This window comes from Kocuria nitroreducens, assembly GCF_042879195.1.
Lineage (GTDB): Bacteria > Actinomycetota > Actinomycetes > Actinomycetales > Micrococcaceae > Kocuria > Kocuria nitroreducens.
Genome location: NZ_JBHZTC010000007.1, coordinates 121269 through 139536, shown reverse-complemented (window position 1 = coordinate 139536; position 18268 = coordinate 121269). Strand labels below are relative to the sequence as shown.

At 61.4% G+C, this 18268-nt stretch carries 14 protein-coding genes and 2 tRNA genes; 5 read left to right on the top strand and 11 right to left on the bottom strand.

Annotation, left to right across the window (positions count from 1 at the left end; translation table 11 throughout):
• The first annotated feature begins 1 nt into the window (after position 1).
• Entirely contained in the window at positions 2–2137 is a 2136-nt protein-coding gene (locus tag ACFYE1_RS06695; protein ID WP_387741203.1) for a site-specific DNA-methyltransferase, read from the top strand.
• On the top strand, positions 2134–4740 hold the full coding sequence (locus ACFYE1_RS06690) for a DEAD/DEAH box helicase (RefSeq protein ID WP_387741202.1): 2607 nt from the start codon (positions 2134–2136) through the stop codon (positions 4738–4740). Before ACFYE1_RS06695 ends, ACFYE1_RS06690 begins: the two co-directional genes overlap by 4 nt.
• 793 nt (positions 4741–5533) lie before the next feature.
• Here the strand turns inward: ACFYE1_RS06690 and ACFYE1_RS06685 are convergent.
• The 11 genes from ACFYE1_RS06685 to mptB all read right to left on the bottom strand — a co-directional run bounded on the left by ACFYE1_RS06685 (position 5534) and on the right by mptB (position 16608).
• Entirely contained in the window at positions 5534–6652 is a 1119-nt protein-coding gene (locus ACFYE1_RS06685) for a hypothetical protein (protein WP_387741200.1), read from the bottom strand.
• Complete coding sequence (locus tag ACFYE1_RS06680; protein WP_387741198.1) at positions 6649–8496, bottom strand: translation initiation factor IF-2 N-terminal domain-containing protein; 1848 nt, start codon at positions 8494–8496, stop codon at positions 6649–6651. Before ACFYE1_RS06680 ends, ACFYE1_RS06685 begins: the two co-directional genes overlap by 4 nt.
• A 941-nt stretch (positions 8497–9437) precedes the next feature.
• Positions 9438–9995: an HNH endonuclease gene (locus ACFYE1_RS06675; RefSeq protein WP_387741196.1), complete on the bottom strand. Its 558-nt coding sequence runs from the start codon at positions 9993–9995 to the stop codon at positions 9438–9440.
• A gap of 476 nt (positions 9996–10471) precedes the next feature.
• Complete coding sequence (locus ACFYE1_RS06670; protein WP_387741194.1) at positions 10472–11077, bottom strand: hypothetical protein; 606 nt, start codon at positions 11075–11077, stop codon at positions 10472–10474.
• On the bottom strand, positions 11074–11751 hold the full coding sequence (locus tag ACFYE1_RS06665; RefSeq protein ID WP_387741192.1) for a hypothetical protein: 678 nt from the start codon (positions 11749–11751) through the stop codon (positions 11074–11076). The genes ACFYE1_RS06670 and ACFYE1_RS06665 overlap by 4 nt, the downstream gene beginning before the upstream one ends.
• The gene (locus ACFYE1_RS06660; RefSeq protein WP_387741190.1) at positions 11748–13412 is read right to left on the bottom strand and encodes a recombinase family protein; all 1665 of its coding nucleotides are present in this window, start codon (positions 13410–13412) and stop codon (positions 11748–11750) included. The genes ACFYE1_RS06665 and ACFYE1_RS06660 overlap by 4 nt, the downstream gene beginning before the upstream one ends.
• Positions 13409–13594 carry a single-stranded DNA-binding protein gene (locus ACFYE1_RS06655; protein WP_387741188.1) on the bottom strand — a complete coding sequence of 62 codons (186 nt, stop codon included), beginning with the start codon at positions 13592–13594 and terminating at the stop codon, positions 13409–13411. The genes ACFYE1_RS06660 and ACFYE1_RS06655 overlap by 4 nt, the downstream gene beginning before the upstream one ends.
• 194 nt (positions 13595–13788) lie before the next feature.
• Positions 13789–13923, bottom strand: coding sequence for a hypothetical protein (locus tag ACFYE1_RS06650; RefSeq protein ID WP_387741186.1), 135 nt, complete (start codon positions 13921–13923; stop codon positions 13789–13791).
• Positions 13924–14317: 394 nt separating this feature from the next.
• Positions 14318–14548: a hypothetical protein gene (locus ACFYE1_RS06645; protein WP_387741184.1), complete on the bottom strand. Its 231-nt coding sequence runs from the start codon at positions 14546–14548 to the stop codon at positions 14318–14320.
• Between the two features lie 347 nt (positions 14549–14895).
• Positions 14896–14968, bottom strand: a tRNA-Arg gene (locus tag ACFYE1_RS06640).
• A gap of 68 nt (positions 14969–15036) precedes the next feature.
• A complete protein-coding gene (gene mptB / locus ACFYE1_RS06635; protein WP_387741182.1) occupies positions 15037–16608 on the bottom strand; it encodes a polyprenol phosphomannose-dependent alpha 1,6 mannosyltransferase MptB in 1572 nt (523 codons plus the stop codon).
• A 156-nt stretch (positions 16609–16764) separates the two neighbouring features.
• Here mptB and orn point away from each other — a divergent pair, with 156 nt between their 5' ends.
• The 3 genes from orn (at position 16765) to def (ending at position 18247) form a co-directional block, all read left to right on the top strand.
• A complete protein-coding gene (orn, locus tag ACFYE1_RS06630; RefSeq protein ID WP_387741180.1) occupies positions 16765–17382 on the top strand; it encodes an oligoribonuclease in 618 nt (205 codons plus the stop codon).
• Positions 17383–17502: 120 nt separating this feature from the next.
• Positions 17503–17576: transfer RNA gene (locus tag ACFYE1_RS06625), tRNA-His, on the top strand.
• A 98-nt stretch (positions 17577–17674) separates the two neighbouring features.
• On the top strand, positions 17675–18247 hold the full coding sequence (gene def / locus ACFYE1_RS06620; protein ID WP_387741178.1) for a peptide deformylase: 573 nt from the start codon (positions 17675–17677) through the stop codon (positions 18245–18247).
• Positions 18248–18268 lie beyond the last annotated feature (21 nt).

The window sequence follows — 18268 nt, the reverse complement described above, 5'->3', positions numbered from 1 at the left end:
CTTGTCCCGCCTGAACGACCTGCTCCGCCAACTACGGATGGAGAAGCCAGATTTGGCGGACGACCTGCAGCGTGAATACGACGCGCTCGCGGACCGGCGCTCCTTCGGGCTCAATTTTGAACGCCACGTCCCTGAGGCGGTTGAGCTCCCTGGTCGCAAGGTGCGCAAGGGTGACAAGGTTCGGCTGCTCCCTGCACGGAGCAATGCGCGGGCAGCCGAGCACGACCGACTCTGGCGAGTCATTAGATTTACCACCGAAGACGGTGTCCGTTGCGCGATCCTCGCATCTCTTGACGACCTTGAGGACGAGAAAGCGGCGACTGTCGACGACCTCGTGGTCGTCGCCGAGTTCCGTGACCCCATCTACCCCGGTCTCATCTCTACTGGCAAGGTTGAGCGCGGCGGCGGCAAGCCCTACCACGCCGTCATCAACGCTGAGAACTATCACGCCCTCCAAGCCCTGCTCTTCACCCATCGCGGCCAGGTCGACTGCATCTACATCGACCCGCCCTACAACACCGGCGCCAAAGACTGGAAGTACAACAACAATTACGTCGAGGGCGACGATCTCTACCGCCACTCCAAGTGGCTTGCGTTCATGGAGCGGCGCCTCTTGGCTGCTAAAGAATTACTGAACCCGATTGACTCAGTCCTAATCGTTACCATCGACGAGAAGGAGTACTTGAGACTGGGATTGCTCCTAGAGCAGACTTTCCCCGAGGCTCGCATTCAGATGGTTACCTCGTCAATCAATGGCGCAGGCTCCACCCGCAGCGGTACCTTCAACCGCTCTGCCGAGTACCTCTATTTTGTCCAGTTCGGGAAATCCGCGCCTGCGCCCCTTCCCTTGGGCAGCGAATGGAACCCGGTTGGCACGAAGAACAAAAGCGACATCCGCTGGAATCTACTCATGCGCTCCGGAACCCAGCCCTTTCGTACTACCCACCCAAACCTGTTCTATCCCGTCTACGTCCGCGACACGATCGACGGCCCGATGTTCCACTCGGTAGGCGAACCCTTCTATGGAGACGGATGGCAGGAACAGCCCGCACCCGAAGGGTGCACCGCTGTCTGGCCTATACGCAAAGACGGACAGGAAGGACGCTGGCAGATCAACCCATCCGCTCTCCGGGCTCTAATTGGTGAAGGGAGTGCCAGGCTCGGCAGATGGAACGGTGAACGAACCACGCCTTACTACCTAAAGCTAGGGGAACGAAAGAAGGTCCAGGAAGGAGTCTTTAAGGTCATCGGGCATCGAGCCGACGGATCTGTAATCACTGATGCATCCGACTACGAGGCACGGTTCGTTCCCACGGATGTGTGGCGCATTTCTTCGCATGATGCGGGAAATAGCGGATCTCGGCTAATTGCGGCACTAACCCCGGATCGCAAATTCCCCTATCCGAAGTCGCTGTACGCGGTTGAGGATTGTCTGAGATTTTTCGTCAAGGACAAGCCAAATGCGCTCATCCTTGACTTCTTCGCTGGATCTGGGACTACTGCTCATGCAGTGATGCGATTGAATAAGCAAGACGATGGGCGGCGGCAATGCATTTCGATCACAAACAATGAAGTAGGAGCGGACGAGCAAAATGCACGGCGTAAGGATGGTTTGCGACCAGGAGACCCAGAATGGGAACAATGGGGTATCTGTGACTACATCACCAAGCCCCGAATCGAAGCTGCAATCAGCGGAAAAACGCCAGCTGGAGAAATGATCAAGGGTGACTATAAGTTCACCGACGAGTTCCCGATTGCGGATGGCTTGAATGAGAACGTCGAGTTTTTCACACTAACGTATGAGGCTCCCCTGCGCGTCGCTTCGAATCGCGAGTTCGAGAAAATCGCCCCACTCCTGTGGTTGCGGGCCGGCTCTCAAGGGCGCCGGATAGAGAACGTATCCCAGGGATGGGACGTAGCCGATGTCTACGGTGTAATCTCCGATCTTGATCAGACTGAGCCGTTCTTGATGGCCATCGCTGAGAACAAAAACATCGTGGCAGCGTTCATCGTGACTGACGAGGATCGGCTGTTTGAGTCGATGGTCGCTGCATTGCCCGAACATGTTGAGCCGGTTCGACTTTATGAAGCCTATCTGCGCAACTTTGAAATCGAAGCGGGGCGAGTTACCCGATGAAGTTCACTCTTAAGCCATACCAGTCCGAGGCCGTCGACGACATTCTTAGGACCCTCGAGCGCGCTCACCTGTTGCATAGCGACAACGGGGTGAGCTCGTCGGTTGGTCTGTCAGCCACCACTGGGGCGGGCAAGACGGTCATGGCAGCAGCCGTCATTGAGTCGCTGTTCTGGGGCAACGACAAGTTCGGCACGGACCCCGATCCCGGCGCTGTTGTCATCTGGTTCTCCGACGATCCGAGCTTGAACGAGCAGACGAAAGACCGGCTCCGTCAAGCTAGTGAGAAGTTCACCTACGATCAGCTGATCACGATCAAGCCGCCGTTCTCCCGGTCGAAGCTTAAGCCGGGAAAGGTGTACTTCCTCAATACCCAACGCCTGTCAAAAACGTCACTCCTCACGCGCAGGACCGATCTTGAGGACGAAGGCGCCTTCGAGTCGATGACGACAGTTGCTTCGCCAGATTTGCAGGGGTGGACCATTTGGGAGACGATCGGCAACACTATCGCCGACCCTGATTTGACGGTCTACTTGATCCTCGACGAAGCTCACCGCGGCTTTAACACGCGAACCAGCTCAGAGAAGCCCACGCTGATCCGCCAATTGATTAACGGCCACGCCGGTCAACCCCCGATTCCGATCGTGTGGGGCATCTCTGCGACGATCGAGCGGTTCAACGACGCTATGAAGGAAGCGCACGCCGACGACTCTCGTCGGGCGCTCCCGTCAGTCCAGGTCGACCCTATTCGTGTGCAGGAGTCCGGTCTCGTCAAGGACGTCATCGACCTCGACATCCCGAACGAGGCTGGCAATTTCGACACGGTGTTGGTCCGTCGTGCGACGACAAAGTTGAAGGATTCGAGTGTTCGATGGGAGCGATACGCGAAGGCGGAAGGGTCTGCCGAAGCAGTCAAGCCTCTGTTAATACTGCAGGCTCCAAACACACCGGACCCTGAGCAGATTGGCATGGCCCTCGATGAGATTTTGCGGGTTATGCCAGAACTTTCCGGTGATTCGGTGCGCCACGTATTCGGTGACCACACGACTCAAAAGTTTGGGTCATGGGAGGTGGAGTGGATAGAGCCCCAGCGCGTGGAATCGACAACTAGCGTCCGAGTGCTTGTCGCGAAGGATGCTATTTCGACTGGGTGGGACTGTCCCCGAGCGGAAGTCCTGGTTTCCTTCCGGCCCGCGACCGACCAGACTCACATCACTCAGTTGCTTGGTCGCATGGTCCGCAACCCTCTCGCCCGCCGTGTGCCCGGCGATGAGCGACTTAACTCGGTTGACTGCATCCTGCCATTCTTTGACCGGACGACTGCGGGCAACGTCGCGAAGTTCCTGTCCGGCGCGATCGGTGAACTTCCGGGTGGCGGTGGCAAGAAGGTCTTGCTGGACGGCCGTGAGCTGCAGAGGAATCCGCTCGTTCCTGACCTCGTGTGGTCGGCGTGGGACATTTTACCGACCGAGACGATGCCCCAACGAGGCTCACGGCCGGTTAAGCGACTTGTCGCCTTGGCTCAGGCGCTGTCGGTGGACGGCGTACGGCCGGGCGCGCTCGCCGAAGTTGAGACGTTCATGGCCACGGTGCTCGACTCGCTCGCGCTCCGTCATAAGGATCAGCTCAAGGCCGCCATGGAAGAGGTTGGGACGGTGCGCGGTCTGACAATCTCCGGACGTCGGAAGACCGGCAAGCTCACCTATACCGAATTTATCGAGGGCGCGGACGATCGGGCGATCCGCGTCGGATTCGAGGGCGCCAAGAAAGCGTTCGGCGCGGACGTTGCCCAGGCCTATGTCAACCACCTCGCGGGCGAGGATGATGATGACGACGACGGCCTGCGGGAGGCCTACGTGAGGGTCTCGGGCCTCGCGATAGTCAAGGTAATCCGTGAGAAAGTCGATCGCGAAGCGGACGATCTGGCGGCGACGTGGTTCGCCGAGCACCGAGTCGCGATTAAGGAGCTGTCCGACGAACGTCAGCAGGTGTTCGAAGAGATCCGCGCCGAGGCCACCGCACCGCAGCGCGGTGAGCTCAAGCGCCCTCGGACTCGGATGGAGGACTACGCTGTCGTCGATGAGGACGGCCAGACGGCCATCGCCCCATTGGCCGACCGACACTTGATGTCCGATGACAACGGCGAGTTCCCGCTGAGTTCGCTGAACGACTGGGAGTACGAGGTCGTCCAGTCCGAACTTGCTCGAAAGTCGTGCAAGGGATGGTACCGCAACCCTGCCCGCGCGGCCGTCGATTCTTTGAGCGTCACCTACCGCGACGTCGTCGGGAACTGGCGCTCGATGCATCCGGATTTCATCTTTTTCAATCAAGTTGGCGGACAGATCCGGCCTTCAATTGTCGACCCGCATGGGCACCACCTGGAGGATTCCCTGGTGAAGCTCAAGGCGCTCGTTCGGTTCGCCGGCGACTACGGATCAGAGTTCCACCGGATCGAGGCGCTTGCGAAGGTTAACGGGAAGATGCGTGTTCTCGACCTGCAAGACGAACGCGTTCGCTCGGGCATTCTCGCCAGCGACAAGGTCCCACTCGAGCTCTACACCAGCGAGCTCGCGGTCGACTACGACACCTCCAGCGAATCCGGGTAATGAGAATCTCGCAGCAACACACGAATCAGGTCAGGTGATTCGTTGCCACCATCGCACTTTTAGCCGCAGCGCGCCCCTTTGGGAGCAGTGCATCCGAAGCGATCGGACGAGGGAAGCGTGTTTCAATCGATGAGGTGGCGCGTTGAGCGGTGGCCACCCACGCACCTATCGCCGAGCGTGTCCGGGCCGGCGGCATAAAAGCAGCCCACCCAGCAACGCACTTTTGGCCTGTGGCAACCCACCCATGGGTAATCGCTAGCATACGGAGCCTTTCCGAGCACAGGCACACAATCTAGGCCCGCAAGATCCAGTACACACAAGTGTGGCGGGGCTCGGCCAGCTTACGGATGGTCTTTTGTCCGTCCGCGGCCCGAGTCGCACACACAATTCTTGGTATTTACGTTGCCGCCAGGAAACCTGGACTAGCAACTCGTCAATTTCCGAGTCTGAAGAAAAAACCGAACACAGTACGACAGCCTAACGATCACGGTCACCGGGACTTTGGCGAAATCAGCCGCGGCAGCAACGAGGAGCGGTCCTCTCCGAGGGGTGGGGGGGGCCCTCGATCGGCGTACCGTCCGGCCCGCAGGTAGGCAGCACCCAGGACTTTATACGGGTTTAGAACTTTGAACACCCAAAGTGTAAAAAATGGCGCAAAAGCTCAACACGCGAAGTTGACTATCTGAGAAAACGTCATAATTATATTTTCGCATTTTTGCCCAAGACGCCTCACTCCTTAGACTTGCGAGAATACTCCAGTTCCATAACAATAAAGGACATCATATTTAAGTAGTTATTGTGACGGCGACCCAAGCTTCTTTTCAATCAAGCGCAACCACTTCACCACATCCGCTGCATCACCTGCCTGGATCGCTCGCATGTGAGCGAGCCGGTTGCGTATCGGCATTACTTGTAGCCTGAATTGGTTCCACAGCGTGGACGACATTCCAAGATCACCAATTTCGCGTCGATCTTTTATGCTTAGCAATTCTCCCAAAGACAACCACTCCAGTGGATCCCGCAGTTGTTTAACTGAATTAGCCCCTAGATATGCGGACTCGGTCGCTCGCTGAAGTGTTTTCGCTCGCAGATCTTCGTTTAGACACTGCACTCGCCAATTAGATCCCCAAGCACTGATTGCCTGCGATCTTACTTGTCTGCGTATAAGTCGCTCAATCTTCCAGAGATTAGCACTAATATCAAGTAATTGATGCTGAGGCTCAATCATGTTAGCGAAAGCATGATCAAGCGCCCCCTTGAGCGGCAATAGCCGAGTGCCAAAATTCCACGAGCGCTGCGAAGCATTTGGCGACGTTAGGCCAGCCCCGTCGAGCGCTTCAAGCTCACGCGCGTTAAGAAGGGTCAATGCATCGTCACCTACAAGTTGGTTCTCGTACAGGGCCCGGTCCAAGGAAGCGCAGACTTCAAAACCTAACTCTATAAGAGTGCGGTTTAACACCTCGGCGGCGTCTAATCCATCCTCCGAACATGTCGGCATTTCTTCGGGCCCCCGTGCATGGACGGCAGGAGCATGGGCAAAGCTGGCATCATCGAGAAGTGAACTCCCGACTACGGAGGGAAAGGCCACGCGTGGTGCCCGGGACAACAGGATTACGCTCGCGCCACTGGTCACTTCCCTCACGACCTGTTCCCTAAGATTGCCCATCCGGAAATCCTGGGTTTTGGCGGAGTGACCAGCCAAAACCTCAATGCCATCAACGACTAAAGGACCGGGCGAGCGAGGGTCGCAATTATCCATATAATCGCGGACTGAAATGGTGGCCAGACCAGAGCAAAGTAGAGCTCGACGAGCAGGTTCATTGTTATAGCCTAGTTGGAGAAACACGACTCCAAATCGTTCAGCTTTATCGCGGATGCTTTCGACCCAGTTTGCGTAGTGGCTGTTACTCACATCAGCTCCAGGACGACACTGACTTGGTACTCGCCATCCACATCTTCGACAAGACCAAGGTCCTTAAGGCGTCGTACGGCTACGTGTTCACTTGGCGCTAGTTCTTTGAAGTCCTCAGGCGTGTCCATAAGCAGCTCGAACATAACTGCCTCTGTCGGATAGTACCGTTTCACATGTTCAATCATTTCATCAACGTTTCCCTGCACGCGACTCCGCCAGTCCTCGAGTTCTGTCAGCACGGACGTCTTGGTCATGGTTCGTTGAAACACATCGGAAGGTAGATGTTCGACAACTGCCGAACTGAGGTGACGGTAAAGATACGCGTGCCCCCCGGACGCTTCATGAAGAGCCTCGAGTGCGCCTGGCTCTATCCGGATGCCCATCTTACCGCCCACAGTGCTGGCTAGATCGTCTGCCTCGAGTCGGGTGAAGGGCTTAACATATACAACTTTTGCCCACGAGAAGAGCGGATTGGGTCTACCGTAAAGACGTCCTCCCTCCACGATTGCGCTCGTCAGACCAGACAGTATAAATGTAAAGTTTTCAGATTCTTGAACGATACTGCGTAAAGCGGCAAGGAACTGCGCGACGCGAGGAATATCATCTTCGGCTATGTCGACCCGATCTGCAGGAGTCAAGTATTCTATTTCATCAAGTAGAAGCAAGACTTGATACCCATCTTTGTCAAGCTTCTTCAAAATTAGCTGAAGTGCATTCTTCAATTCGAGTATAGTTGGACAACTTGGAAGCTCAGACAGTTCTTTTGTTCTAAGGCTGCGTGCCTTAAGTTCGCTTATCAGTCTTCGACGAAGTTCGCCCAGGATGTCATCGGTGGGGTCATCTGGAGGCGAAGGGAACGTTTCGAGGTCCATGAGGATAGTAACCACACCGTCCTCTTCCAGTTCCTCCATCAGTTGCATCAAGATGCTAGTCTTCCCCGACTTCCGCAACCCAAAAAGTCCAGTAACTCGCTTATTGAGGACGTCCTCCCGGAGAGATTGAAGGAGCGTTCTCCGGCCGAAAAAGTTGGCTCCGTGCACTGGCGTTGTGATGTTGAAAAGATCCCTTGCATAGATATAGTCTCTGAGCAAGGTGATTAACGACAGCTCGTCCTCACCATTTATTGAGAGTGGAATAGCGAGTTTTGACGGACGAGACCAGTCTCGGAGTTTCATTGTTAGTCGCTGATCAGGGGACCACATAAAAAAGATATCCGGTGTCACCAACCGATACGAACGAGACACTTCTTTTTCGGCAGCTGCAAAGGTCCGAGCTTGGAGGTCCCTATGCGGGCTATAGAAAAGCGCTACTTCACGCGTAAATCCGAAACCTGACTCGATAGCACCGCTGAAGCGTACGTGGGCGACAGCACAATCCTTGAAGCCTTCCTGCCGGCACATGCTTGCATAAACAATCTGAGATCCCAGGCTTTTGAGTGCCTGTAGATGATCGTCGAAAATAGGAAAGCGTTGTTTAACTTTTTCGATGTTTTCCAGCAGGTCTGGATGTTTGGGCGGTGGGACTGCGCCCGCACGCCATCCATAATGCCTAGGAGCTGCCGGCGTAGGGGCAAGAGCCGACTCTTGTGTACGGTGCCGCTGCTGCGGAACGTGGTCGAATGCTGAACGCGAAGCAAGTTGTGACCGAGGTTTTGCAAAGGACTCACGCAACGTGTTCATTTGTGACTCGTCAAGTAATGACGTGCGGATAGCGGCTTCGCCCAGTTCCTTAAGACGGCTCAAAAGATCGTTTACATCAACGTCGAGTTCGGCCGCCAGTTCATATACTCTCATTATGCCCACTTTGTTGACTCGCGCTTTCGAAGCTTCCTTGGCGTTAATCATCGCACATGCGGACCAGCGCCGCTGAAACTGGATGGTGATGCAGGTCGGCGAGTCTTGGTTTAGCTAGGGGTCGGCATCCTCGGCAGTTTGGGACGTCGGCGTAGTCATGGGGGCGTTCTCTCTGGTCGATGCCCTCACTCGGTAGGTAGAACCCTTGGCAGATTCTTGCACCTCGAGTTGAGCCATACGGGGTCACAGGCCTGTTCGCAGTCCCAGTATTCGGATGCTGACTGCATGTTGACGCGGAAGGTGCATGAGTCGCGCAGGTGTCCATGTCTGCCGCGTTCGGTGTCGAGTCGGCTGCACATGCCGAGGTCTTGCCTTATACGAGCGGGTAGGCAGTTCCCACGAGGCGAGGCATGGTAGGCAAACAGCATTGAAATCGATACTAATCCGAATCATAATTGTAGTCACACTGAGTCAGATAGGTAATGCCGGACTGGGTGTCAGAACCGCACTCTGGCGAGCATAACGGTGCTGGCTACGCCAGTAATCTTGGGCAGGTTAGCCTAATGCGTTTGGAGCCATGATTGACGTCTAATGGTTGCACTTCATCGCCGGATCGTCAATATTGCCCGGTTCTCCCGACAGGGGCGCAGGCCCCTGCTTTTTTGGGAAATGCCGGCTATTTCAATCAGGCTTTTAGATCATCGGCTTCATAGTTTCTGGTAAATTTTGTGCGCTTCGTCCTAGCTTTTCGAATGCGTGCGAACATTTGTTGGCGTTTACCGCCTGAGAATTGATTTCGACGTCCTGCCCTTATATAGCGGGCAGGGGCAACAATGTTCGGATGTGAACTGCGAAGCTATCCGCCGGGATGGTAGCTAGCATCCAAACTGTTTACCCACCAGCCCCAAGAACTTAGCCAAACGCTTCTTGCATGAGAGGTCTCGTAAGGCTGTTTGGATTTCCGCCGCTACGTTTTAGGGAGTTTATTCATGTCAGTACTTCGCCGGGTTGCCCCAACCTTGACGATGCGGCCAGATGAACGTCGCTTCCGGCGTGTGGCCAAGTTGCTCGGGAAAGAGGCGAACAGTGGCTGCCCATTCCACTAGGTTCAGCGGCACGTTGGGCAATGGCTCTGGCCGAGGATGGTGCTTCAGGCTGTTGTTCTCCGCTTGAGTCACTATCTGAAGGTGGCATGGGCGTACGCACTCCGTGACCTCACAGATATGGTCGAGCTGTTGCTCGGGCCAGCGCTTCAAGGGCATCCCTGCGAGGTGGACCCAGGCCCATCGATGTGCCTGCCAGTTTTCCCCCGCGAAGCTCAGTTGGCCGTAGCGTTCGGTCCAGCGAGTGTAGAGCCAACATCCCTTGTCGCTGAGGCTGAGAGCCGGGCGGATGAACTCCACCAGATCGCCGGTACCCGCGCCGCGGGTCGGGTGAGAGGTCGGTGCTTCGAAGGTTCCGTGGCGCCGCAGATTGGTCGCGTGCTTCTGGCAATACGTCCCCTCCTTCGCCATGTTGCGGCAGTAGCCAACTGAGCAGTAGACGGACACGGGGATCGGTACCGACTGTTTACTGCGAGACGTACGTTTCTGAACGTAGTGGGGGTGACACAAGCCCTTAGCATGGTGCGGTGCCTCGCACCCTTCCTCGCTGCAGATTCGGGGGTGGGTTAGCTTCGGCATGTTGAGCACTCCTCGTGATTTTGGCGGATAGGTTTCGGGCACGAAAAAAGAGAAGACCGCAGACCCGTCCACATGGACAAACCTGTGTTCTTCTCTGTGTTGTGTTGTGTTTGGTGATCAGTATCTTCGAGGAGTCGGGGTCTTTACCGCCCGCAGGTGAACAAATTTATCCCACCCTTTGATGTCGTCGCAAGTGATGTGAGGACCACGATTCGATCCGCAGACGCTGGGCGCCCACACGCGAGCATGCGGTGATGTGTGACACCCATGCCACCGGCTGATGATCGGTGGTCCATCGAGCGATGCAGCGGCAATTGACTACACCTGTGCGGAGCCCGCCAGCTTCAGACGGTTTCGAGACGTGCAGGAATGACCAGCCGCCACTGAGCAACGAGCTCGCTCTCCGTGGATAGCTCCACATCGAGGTAGTCGACCTCATGACGTGGGAGTTCGTGGGCTCGGGCGAAGGCGACGGTACGGCCGGTCTCCCCTACGCTGGTCTGGTAGAAGCGGGCGCCGGGCTCGGCTGCTTCGATCATCTCGGCTCGTAGTCGAGTGAGCTCCCTGTGGTCGCCGGGCAGGACTTGTACCAGGTGAGCCGGGCGGACGCAGTGCCGGGTGTCCTGCTCGTCGACGCCGCCACACACGTGGTGCAACTGATATCCGGGCTTCAGTTCCCCCTTGAGATACCAGGTCATCCACCGATGCCCCGACGTCCGTCGTCCCGTGTGAAGCGGCGCCGCGTATCCCGTAACCGGGTTACGTTTTCCGCCGTAGAGCCAGCACCCGGAGGCGTTGGTGGTGATGTTCTCGACCATTCGGGCGGCGAACCGTTCGCGGAGATCGGCATCTACGCGCTCCCAGTGCTGGATGTGGTGCGCTATGCACCAGGACGTTCCTGGCTCCGCCGGCGTTGGGCAACCGATGTTGCGGCAGGCTGTGTCGGTCAAGACGGGTTCTCTCTTCTGTCCAGGGCTTCGTCCGCACGGATCCTCTCGACTAGGTACGAGCGATCCAAGGTTGCACGCGATGCCAGTGTCTGACCCTGCTGTGCCGCTTCGTGCTCCTGGACGAGCCGAAGCTGGTCGAAGACTCCGGGGTCGGCGTCGAGGAGGCGAAACTGAGTGCCGGCCCTCCCCCACTCGGCCAAGGGTATGTCCAGGTTGACCAGTGCCTTGGTCCAGTTGCGCACCGATCGGGCGGTGGTTGCGGTGACGTAAGGGAGTGCGTCTTCGGGGGTGAGCCAAATGATGTGCGGCAGAGTCCGCCACAGTTCCCATCCTCCGCGCAGGCCCTGGGTCCGCATCGCGTCGGGCACGGGCGCTCCCTTATACCATGTACCATTTCCTTCCGTATCCATACCGCAATTCCGGGATTCCTGCGTCCAGTGCGCTGGCACCTCGAACGCCTTCAAGGCCGCCACGCCGTCGCCGGTGATCCGGTACGCCGCAGATCCCCAGACACCACCGGGAGACACCTGCTCGATGAGACTCGCCTGCCTCAGGGAACTGACGCGCTTCTGAGCCGTGTTCTTCTGCAGGTTCACCCAGGATGCGATGTGTCGAATGGACGCGTGGAGCTTGCCTGCCCGCTCCGTCTCGGCGGCGACCAGCTCCAGGATCAATCGATCGTTGGTGTTGATGAGGCGTCTCCGTCCTGCTCGGGGGCAATCGCGTTCGGTTGCTCCGGACCCCGGTAACCTGCCACGTATCGCCATGACCGCGGCGCGAAGGGCGGGCGCGAAGGATCGACTTCTTCTTCGATGACTCCCGAGAACATGGGATCGCTTTCGTCGTATTGGGCCTCAACAGTGGGGTTCCAGTAGATGATCCGCTGGTTCTCGGCCGTGGCCGGCAGTGCCTCGATCCGCACGTACTCCCACGCGTTCTCCAGCTTGCTGAAGCGCTTGCCTCCGGTCGGGTAGCAGATGATTTCCACGCTCTGCTTCAACAGGGCCCGCTTCTGCAGCACGTCCAGGGTCTCCCAGTAGGCCGCCGCCTGATTCGGTTGCAGATCCGGTAGGAACTCACTGGTCTGAGCGAGGTCGGCCAACTGGTCCTCGAGCTTGTCGATGGCCGAGCCGAACTCGGCGTTCTTGGCCTCGAACTGCCTGCGAGTCAACGATCCCTCGGACCACATGTCGATCAGCTCGTCTTGCTGCGCACGGAGCTTGGTCAGCTCCTTCTCGACCTGCTGCCGATCCTCGGCCCGGCCCGGAGCATGCAGGCGCAGGGCGCTACCGGTGCCGTAGATGATGTGGGGCCACCTCCTCTGGACATGCGCATCCAGTTCCTCGAGACGCCGACTCACGTGACTGATGTCCTTGCGCCGGGTCTCGGGGAACCGGTAAGACTCGCAGACGTACTGCCGAGCACCTCGGCCGGTGTTGCCTGCCACCATCGGCATCCCGCAGTGGCACTTCGCGATGCCACCCAGTAAGTGCTTGACTCGGTTGTCGTCCTGCGACTTCCGCTTCGGGTCCTTCAGGATCCTCTGCACGGCACGGAAGGTTCCTTCGTCCACCAGGGCCGGAAACGTTGAGAGACCCAGTTCCTCACCGTGCAAGGACTCGATCCCACAGTTGCGGGTCTTGCCCAACAGCGATCGCACCGTCGAATGCCGCCACTCGTTGCCCCGAGCCGAGGGCACCCCCGAGCGCTGGAAGTGCGCCACGATGGACGAGATGGGCCTGCCCTCCAGCACGGCCTGGAAGGCCCATCGCACCAACTCTGCCTCAGTCTCGTCGATCACCGGGACATTGCGTACGCCCCCGTGCTCGTCGGTCTCCTTGCGGATCTGCCACCCGAACGGACGAGCACCACCCTGCCACTGACCTGCCAGGGCTGCCTGGCGGCGTTTGGCCTTGACCCGCTCACCCTTGTGCTCGGACTCATAGCGAGCTAGGGAGCCCAGTTGACGGGCGATCAACCGGCCCGTGGAGGTCGCCAGGTCCAGTTCGCCGGCCTTCACAGTCTGCGTCTGCACACCGTGGACACTGCAGGCATCGATGTACTCCTCCAGCTCTTTGGGCGAGCGGTGGAGCCGATCGGTGTGCCATACCAGGACCTCATCGACCGACCCATCACGGATGCGCTGCAACAACTCCTCGTAGCCTGGACGAGGCTTGCCGGAGTAGGCACTGATGTCGTTGTCCGTGAGGCGATCGACCACCTGGATGTTCCTGCCCTGGGCAAAGTCTTCGCACTCGCTAAGCTGGCGACTAACCCCCAGGTGAGCACCAGTGCGGTCCTGACTGATGCGGGCATAGATGACTGCACGTTTCACCCTCTTATCCTACACAGTGTTGACTCACAGTCCGGGTGCCCGTCCCGCCAGGAACCGGCCTGCTGGTCGAACCAGCGCGGGGTGGAGGCGAGGCGGAAGGTCACCACCACGGTGCCGTCGGGCAGGTTGCGGGACTCGGGGTCCGTTGCCACGTAGCCGCGGACGGTGATCTGCTCGGTCATCGGGAACTCCTCTGGACGGCGGCCGGTGCGGCCGGTGCGGGCCCCGGTGGCGGGGTGCACCCATCCTCCCGCCGGACCGGCGGCCGCCGCGGCGTGCCGGCCCCGGTTGTGGACGGCGGCGGTGCCCGCGTTCCGGGACCGCGTCCTGTGCAGTGCGACCGCCGTTCGGCCGCGCCACGGTCCGCGAGCAGCCGTCAGTCGATGTCTGCCGCGTTCCAGGCGATGACGGCGAGGGGCTCTCGGCGCTGCTCCAGCTCGTGGGAGCACGCCCAGCACCACGGGCCGTAGAGGGGCGGGGCGCCGCACTGGCAGAGCCGGATCCGGGCCATCGGACTCACCTCCATGTTCGTTGCAGTGACCTGGCAGGTGACGGCCTGCCGGACGTCATCCTGCGCTGGTGTCCTTACCCCTACTACCGGCGCAGTAGCTCCTGTGGATGCACCGGAGCCCGAACTATCGCGGCCTGCACGGCGGCTCGACCGCCGGAGCTCGTGCCGTCTCCCCCGGTTCCGCAGGCCGCCCCACCGGCCGGAGCCCTTCCTCCGGTCGGCGGGGCGACGCCCCCGGACGTCGGCAGGGACGTCGTGACGGTGTGGAGCTGCTGGTGCCGGTGCAGTGCGGGCGCCATGGCGGTCGCGGCGGTCGGCGTCGGGTACGGCGCTCCCCCGCGCCGGCGCCTCGGCGCCGTGCACCGCCGCCTGCCCGCGGTGCGACCCGCGTGGCTCAGGCGGCGTGCCCCGGCTCGACGACGATGCTGTCCTCCCGGTAGTCGAGGTGCATGCAGTGCAGGTCGACGACGCCCCGGGTGATCGCCTCCAGCCGCTGCGGGTCGATGTCCGGCCCGACGTGCCGGACGATGAAGTCCCGGGTGTCCTCCGTGGCCTCCTCCACCGTGTCGTAGTGGTGGTAGCGGGCCCCCCTGCCCGTCCACTGCCTGGTGATCGTGACGCTCATGGTTCCTCCCCTGATCGGATCCGGACGCGTGGTCCGTGGCCGCCCCGGGCACCCGTCCGGGAACTGCGGCCGTCCCGGCGGGCTGCCGCCGGGGTCGTCGCCGGGGTGGCTCTCCGGGTCGCCGTCCGTCCTGGCCCGGACGTCGGGTGACCGGAGGATCACACCCCGCGATGTGTCTCTTAACGTATGCGAATTCACAGGCCGTGACTTGTCCACACTTTCGCGCGCTCGAGGGAGCCGGGCGTCGGCGGTGGCTCGTGGGGGCCCGCCGGTACCAGGGAGACCGTCCCGGACAGGGGGCGACCCCGCCCCGCCGGCGGTGAGCTGGCGGGGCGGGGTCGCAGCGGTGCCCCAGGAGGGAGTCGAACCCCCGACCAAGAGATTAGAAGGCTCCTGCTCTATCCACTGAGCTACTGGGGCGGGCTGCCCGGGACCGCGTCGCGGGCACCGCGGTCGAGTTTACCAACTCGCCGGGCGGTACCGGCTCCTCAGATCACGGTGCTCTGCACCAGGGGCTGGTAGCGGCCGCGGAAGAGCCGTCTGGTGGCCGGATCGATGAACCACAGGTACACGCCGTAGGAGAGGGCGACGACCGCCGCGATCAGCCGGCCGGAGCTGAGGTCCAGGTCCAGGTACGGGAAGACGTCCAGCTGGTCGGAGACGGCGTAGATCATGAAGAAGACGGTGAGGAAGAACAGGATGTCCACCTGCCAGTCGCTGCGGATGCCCGTGACGGCGAACAGCGGGATGAGCCACACCACGTACCAGGCCTGGATCATCGGTGAGAACAGCACGATCGCGGCGAACGCCCACGTCAGCCGTCGGATGATCCGCTCGTCCCGGCCCACGAACATCAGCCAGAGGATGGCGGGCACGGCGAGGGCCTGGCCCACCGAGTGGGTGACCTCCCGCCACTGGCCCGAGTCGGCGCCCACGGCCCCGGCCAGGGTGGTGGCGAGCATGCCAACGAGTCCCACCGGGGCGTACCAGATGGACACCGAGCCGGGGGTGGACATGGCGGAGACCCAGCCGAAGCCGAAGCCGTTGACCAGCCCCATCAGGCCGAGCAGGGCGATCGAGTAGGCGAGGACCAGGAGCCAGATCACCAAGCGGCGGATCCACGAGGCGTGCTTGCCCGCCCACAGCAGGCCGATGAAGGGGAGGAAGACGAGGGTGATGGGCTTGACCGCCACGGACAGGGTGACGAGCGTGGTGCCGAGCAGACCGCCCTTCCAGTTGCGGTGCACGGCGGCCACGTAGGTGCCGCCCAGGGCCAGGGCGATCATGATGGCGTCGTTGTGCACGGAGACGATGAAGTTCGTGAGGAAGAGGGGGTTCGCCACACTGAGCCACAGGGCCCGTGCCGGGTTGATGCCGTGCAGCCGTGCGAGCCGCGGGATCAGCCACATGCACGCGATCACGGCGAGCACGCACATGCCCCGGAACCAGAGCACCGCGGCGTCCGGGTCGGCCCCGGTGACGGCCACCACGAACTGCTCGAGCCACAGGAAGAGCGGTCCGTAGGGCGGCGGGGACTCCGACCACATCTGGTCCGCCCCGAGCTGGAAGAAGTTGTCGATGGTGGAGACGCCGTGCTCGTAGGGGTTCAGCCCGTTGGCCATCACCCGGCCCTGGCCGATGTAGGAGTACACGTCCCGGCTGAACAGGGGGATCGTCACCAGCATGGGGGCGGACCACGCCGCGATGGCGATGAGCACCCACCGGCCGCTGCCGGGCCCCCACCGGTTGAGCTTCTGGCCCAGCCGCAGCCACTCGCGGATCAGGAGCATGCCGCCCACGGCGAGCAGGAGGATGGAGACGATCGCCCCGGTGGTCGTGAAGCGCATGCCGATGATGACCGGTGCCTGCCGCAGCGGGGAGACGGAGGCGAGCCAGCCGACGCCGAGCGAGCCGACGAGCAGCATGACCGAGCCGAGGGCGCCCATGAGCACGGTCCGCCGCAGCGAGCCGGAGACGTACCTCGAGCTCTCGGGCTCCGCCGGCGGCCGGACGCCGCCGGGTCCCTCGCCCGGCCCCGGCGTCGTCGAAGTGGTCTGCACTGCTCTCCCGATGCGCCCGTCCGGTGGCTGCGGGCGCCCCGGCTGGGCGCAGCACGGACCCGTGGTCGCCCCGATACTATCCCCGGCTCCTCCGGGAATACCCGATGGGCCACGGCGGGGACCTGCGGCGTCGGGGCGGCGCGGTAGATTGTCCGGGTGGCTAATTCGAACGGACGCATAGTGTGGATCGACTGCGAGATGACGGGCCTGTCCCTCGAGCAGGACGCCCTCATCGAGGTCGCGGCGCTCGTCACCGACGACGAGCTCAACGTGCTCGGGGAGGGCGTCGACGTCGTGATCCGCCCGAGCGAGGCGGCGCTGGCGCAGATGGGGGACTTCGTGCGGAACATGCACACCTCCTCGAAGCTGCTCGACGAGCTCCCCTCCGGTCTGACGATGGAGGAGGCGCAGGAGCAGGTACTCGCGTACATCAAGGAGTGGGTGCCGGAGCCGGGCAGGGCGCCCCTGGGCGGGAACTCGGTGGGCACGGACCGCACGTTCCTGGTGCGGGACATGCCGGAGCTCGTGGCGCACCTGCACTACCGCGTCATCGACGTCTCCACCATCAAGGAGCTCTCCCGCCGGTGGTTCCCGCGCGCCTACTTCCAGGCCCCGCCGAAGACCGGCAACCACCGGGCCCTGGGCGACATCCGGGACTCGATCGACGAGCTCCGGTACTACCGCCGCGCCGTGTTCGCGGCCGACCCGGGACCGGACTCGGAGACCGCGAAGGGCATCGCCGCGGAGATCTCCGCCTCCCGCACGGGCGCCTGAGTCCTCCGTCCGGCGCCGGGCTCTCCGCCCGGCCGGGCGGGCGGTCCGGGGCGCTCCGGGAATGCGGTACACTCGTATGCGTTGCCCAGCGGAAGCACGGTCTTCCGGCGGGCGTTCATGGTGGGCGTAGCTCAGTTCGGCAGAGCGCCTGGTTGTGGTCCAGGAGGTCGCGGGTTCAACCCCCGTCGCTCACCCGCCGTGAAAGGCCGTCCCGAGGATTCGGGGCGGCCTTTCGTCGTTCCCGGTCCCGTTCGGAGGGGCGCAAGCCCCGGCAAGTCGAAGGAAGTGCGTCATGGCCGTCCGTCCCGTGGTGATCACCGGCGATCCCGTCCTCCACCGCCCCGCCGCCAAGGTGGCGCAGTTCGACGAGGAGCTGCACGTCCTCGTCGCGGACATGTACGAGACCATGGACGCCGCCCACGGCGTGGGCCTCGCCGCCCCGCAGATCGGCGTGGGGCTGCGGATCTTCACCTACTCCTTCCAGAACGACGACGACGTGGCCCCGCGCGGCGTCCTCGTCAACCCGGTGCTGAGCCCGGGCAGGATCTCCCAGGACGCGCCGGACCCGGACGAGGAGTCCGAGGGCTGTCTGTCCGTGCCCGGCTACAGCTGGCCGCTGAAGCGGGCGGACTGGGTCCGGGTCGCCGGGTTCGACGTGGCCGGCCACCCGGTGGACTTCGAGGCCACCGGGTGGTTCGCCCGCGTCATGCAGCACGAGTACGACCACCTGGACGGCAAGCTCTACGTGGACCGGCTCAACGAGAAGTGGGGCCGGAAGGCGCGGAAGGCGGTCAAGGCCGAGGGCTGGGGACGAGGGGGCCACACCTGGACCCCCGGCGTCGACGAGGACCCGTTCGGCCACTGAGCAGCCGGCGCGCGCCGGGCT

What these genes read in the sequence shown, in the direction of transcription:
- def (WP_387741178.1), top strand. Translation starts at nt 17,675, where the DNA reads ATGGCCGTCCGTCCCGTGGTGATCACCGGCGATCCCGTCCTCCACCGC.
- ACFYE1_RS06645 (WP_387741184.1), bottom strand. Translation starts at nt 14,548, where the DNA reads ATGAGCGTCACGATCACCAGGCAGTGGACGGGCAGGGGGGCCCGCTAC.
- ACFYE1_RS06690 (WP_387741202.1), top strand. Translation starts at nt 2,134, where the DNA reads ATGAAGTTCACTCTTAAGCCATACCAGTCCGAGGCCGTCGACGACATT.
- ACFYE1_RS06650 (WP_387741186.1), bottom strand. Translation starts at nt 13,923, where the DNA reads ATGGCCCGGATCCGGCTCTGCCAGTGCGGCGCCCCGCCCCTCTACGGC.
- ACFYE1_RS06680 (WP_387741198.1), bottom strand. Translation starts at nt 8,496, where the DNA reads ATGATTAACGCCAAGGAAGCTTCGAAAGCGCGAGTCAACAAAGTGGGC.
- ACFYE1_RS06655 (WP_387741188.1), bottom strand. Translation starts at nt 13,594, where the DNA reads ATGACCGAGCAGATCACCGTCCGCGGCTACGTGGCAACGGACCCCGAG.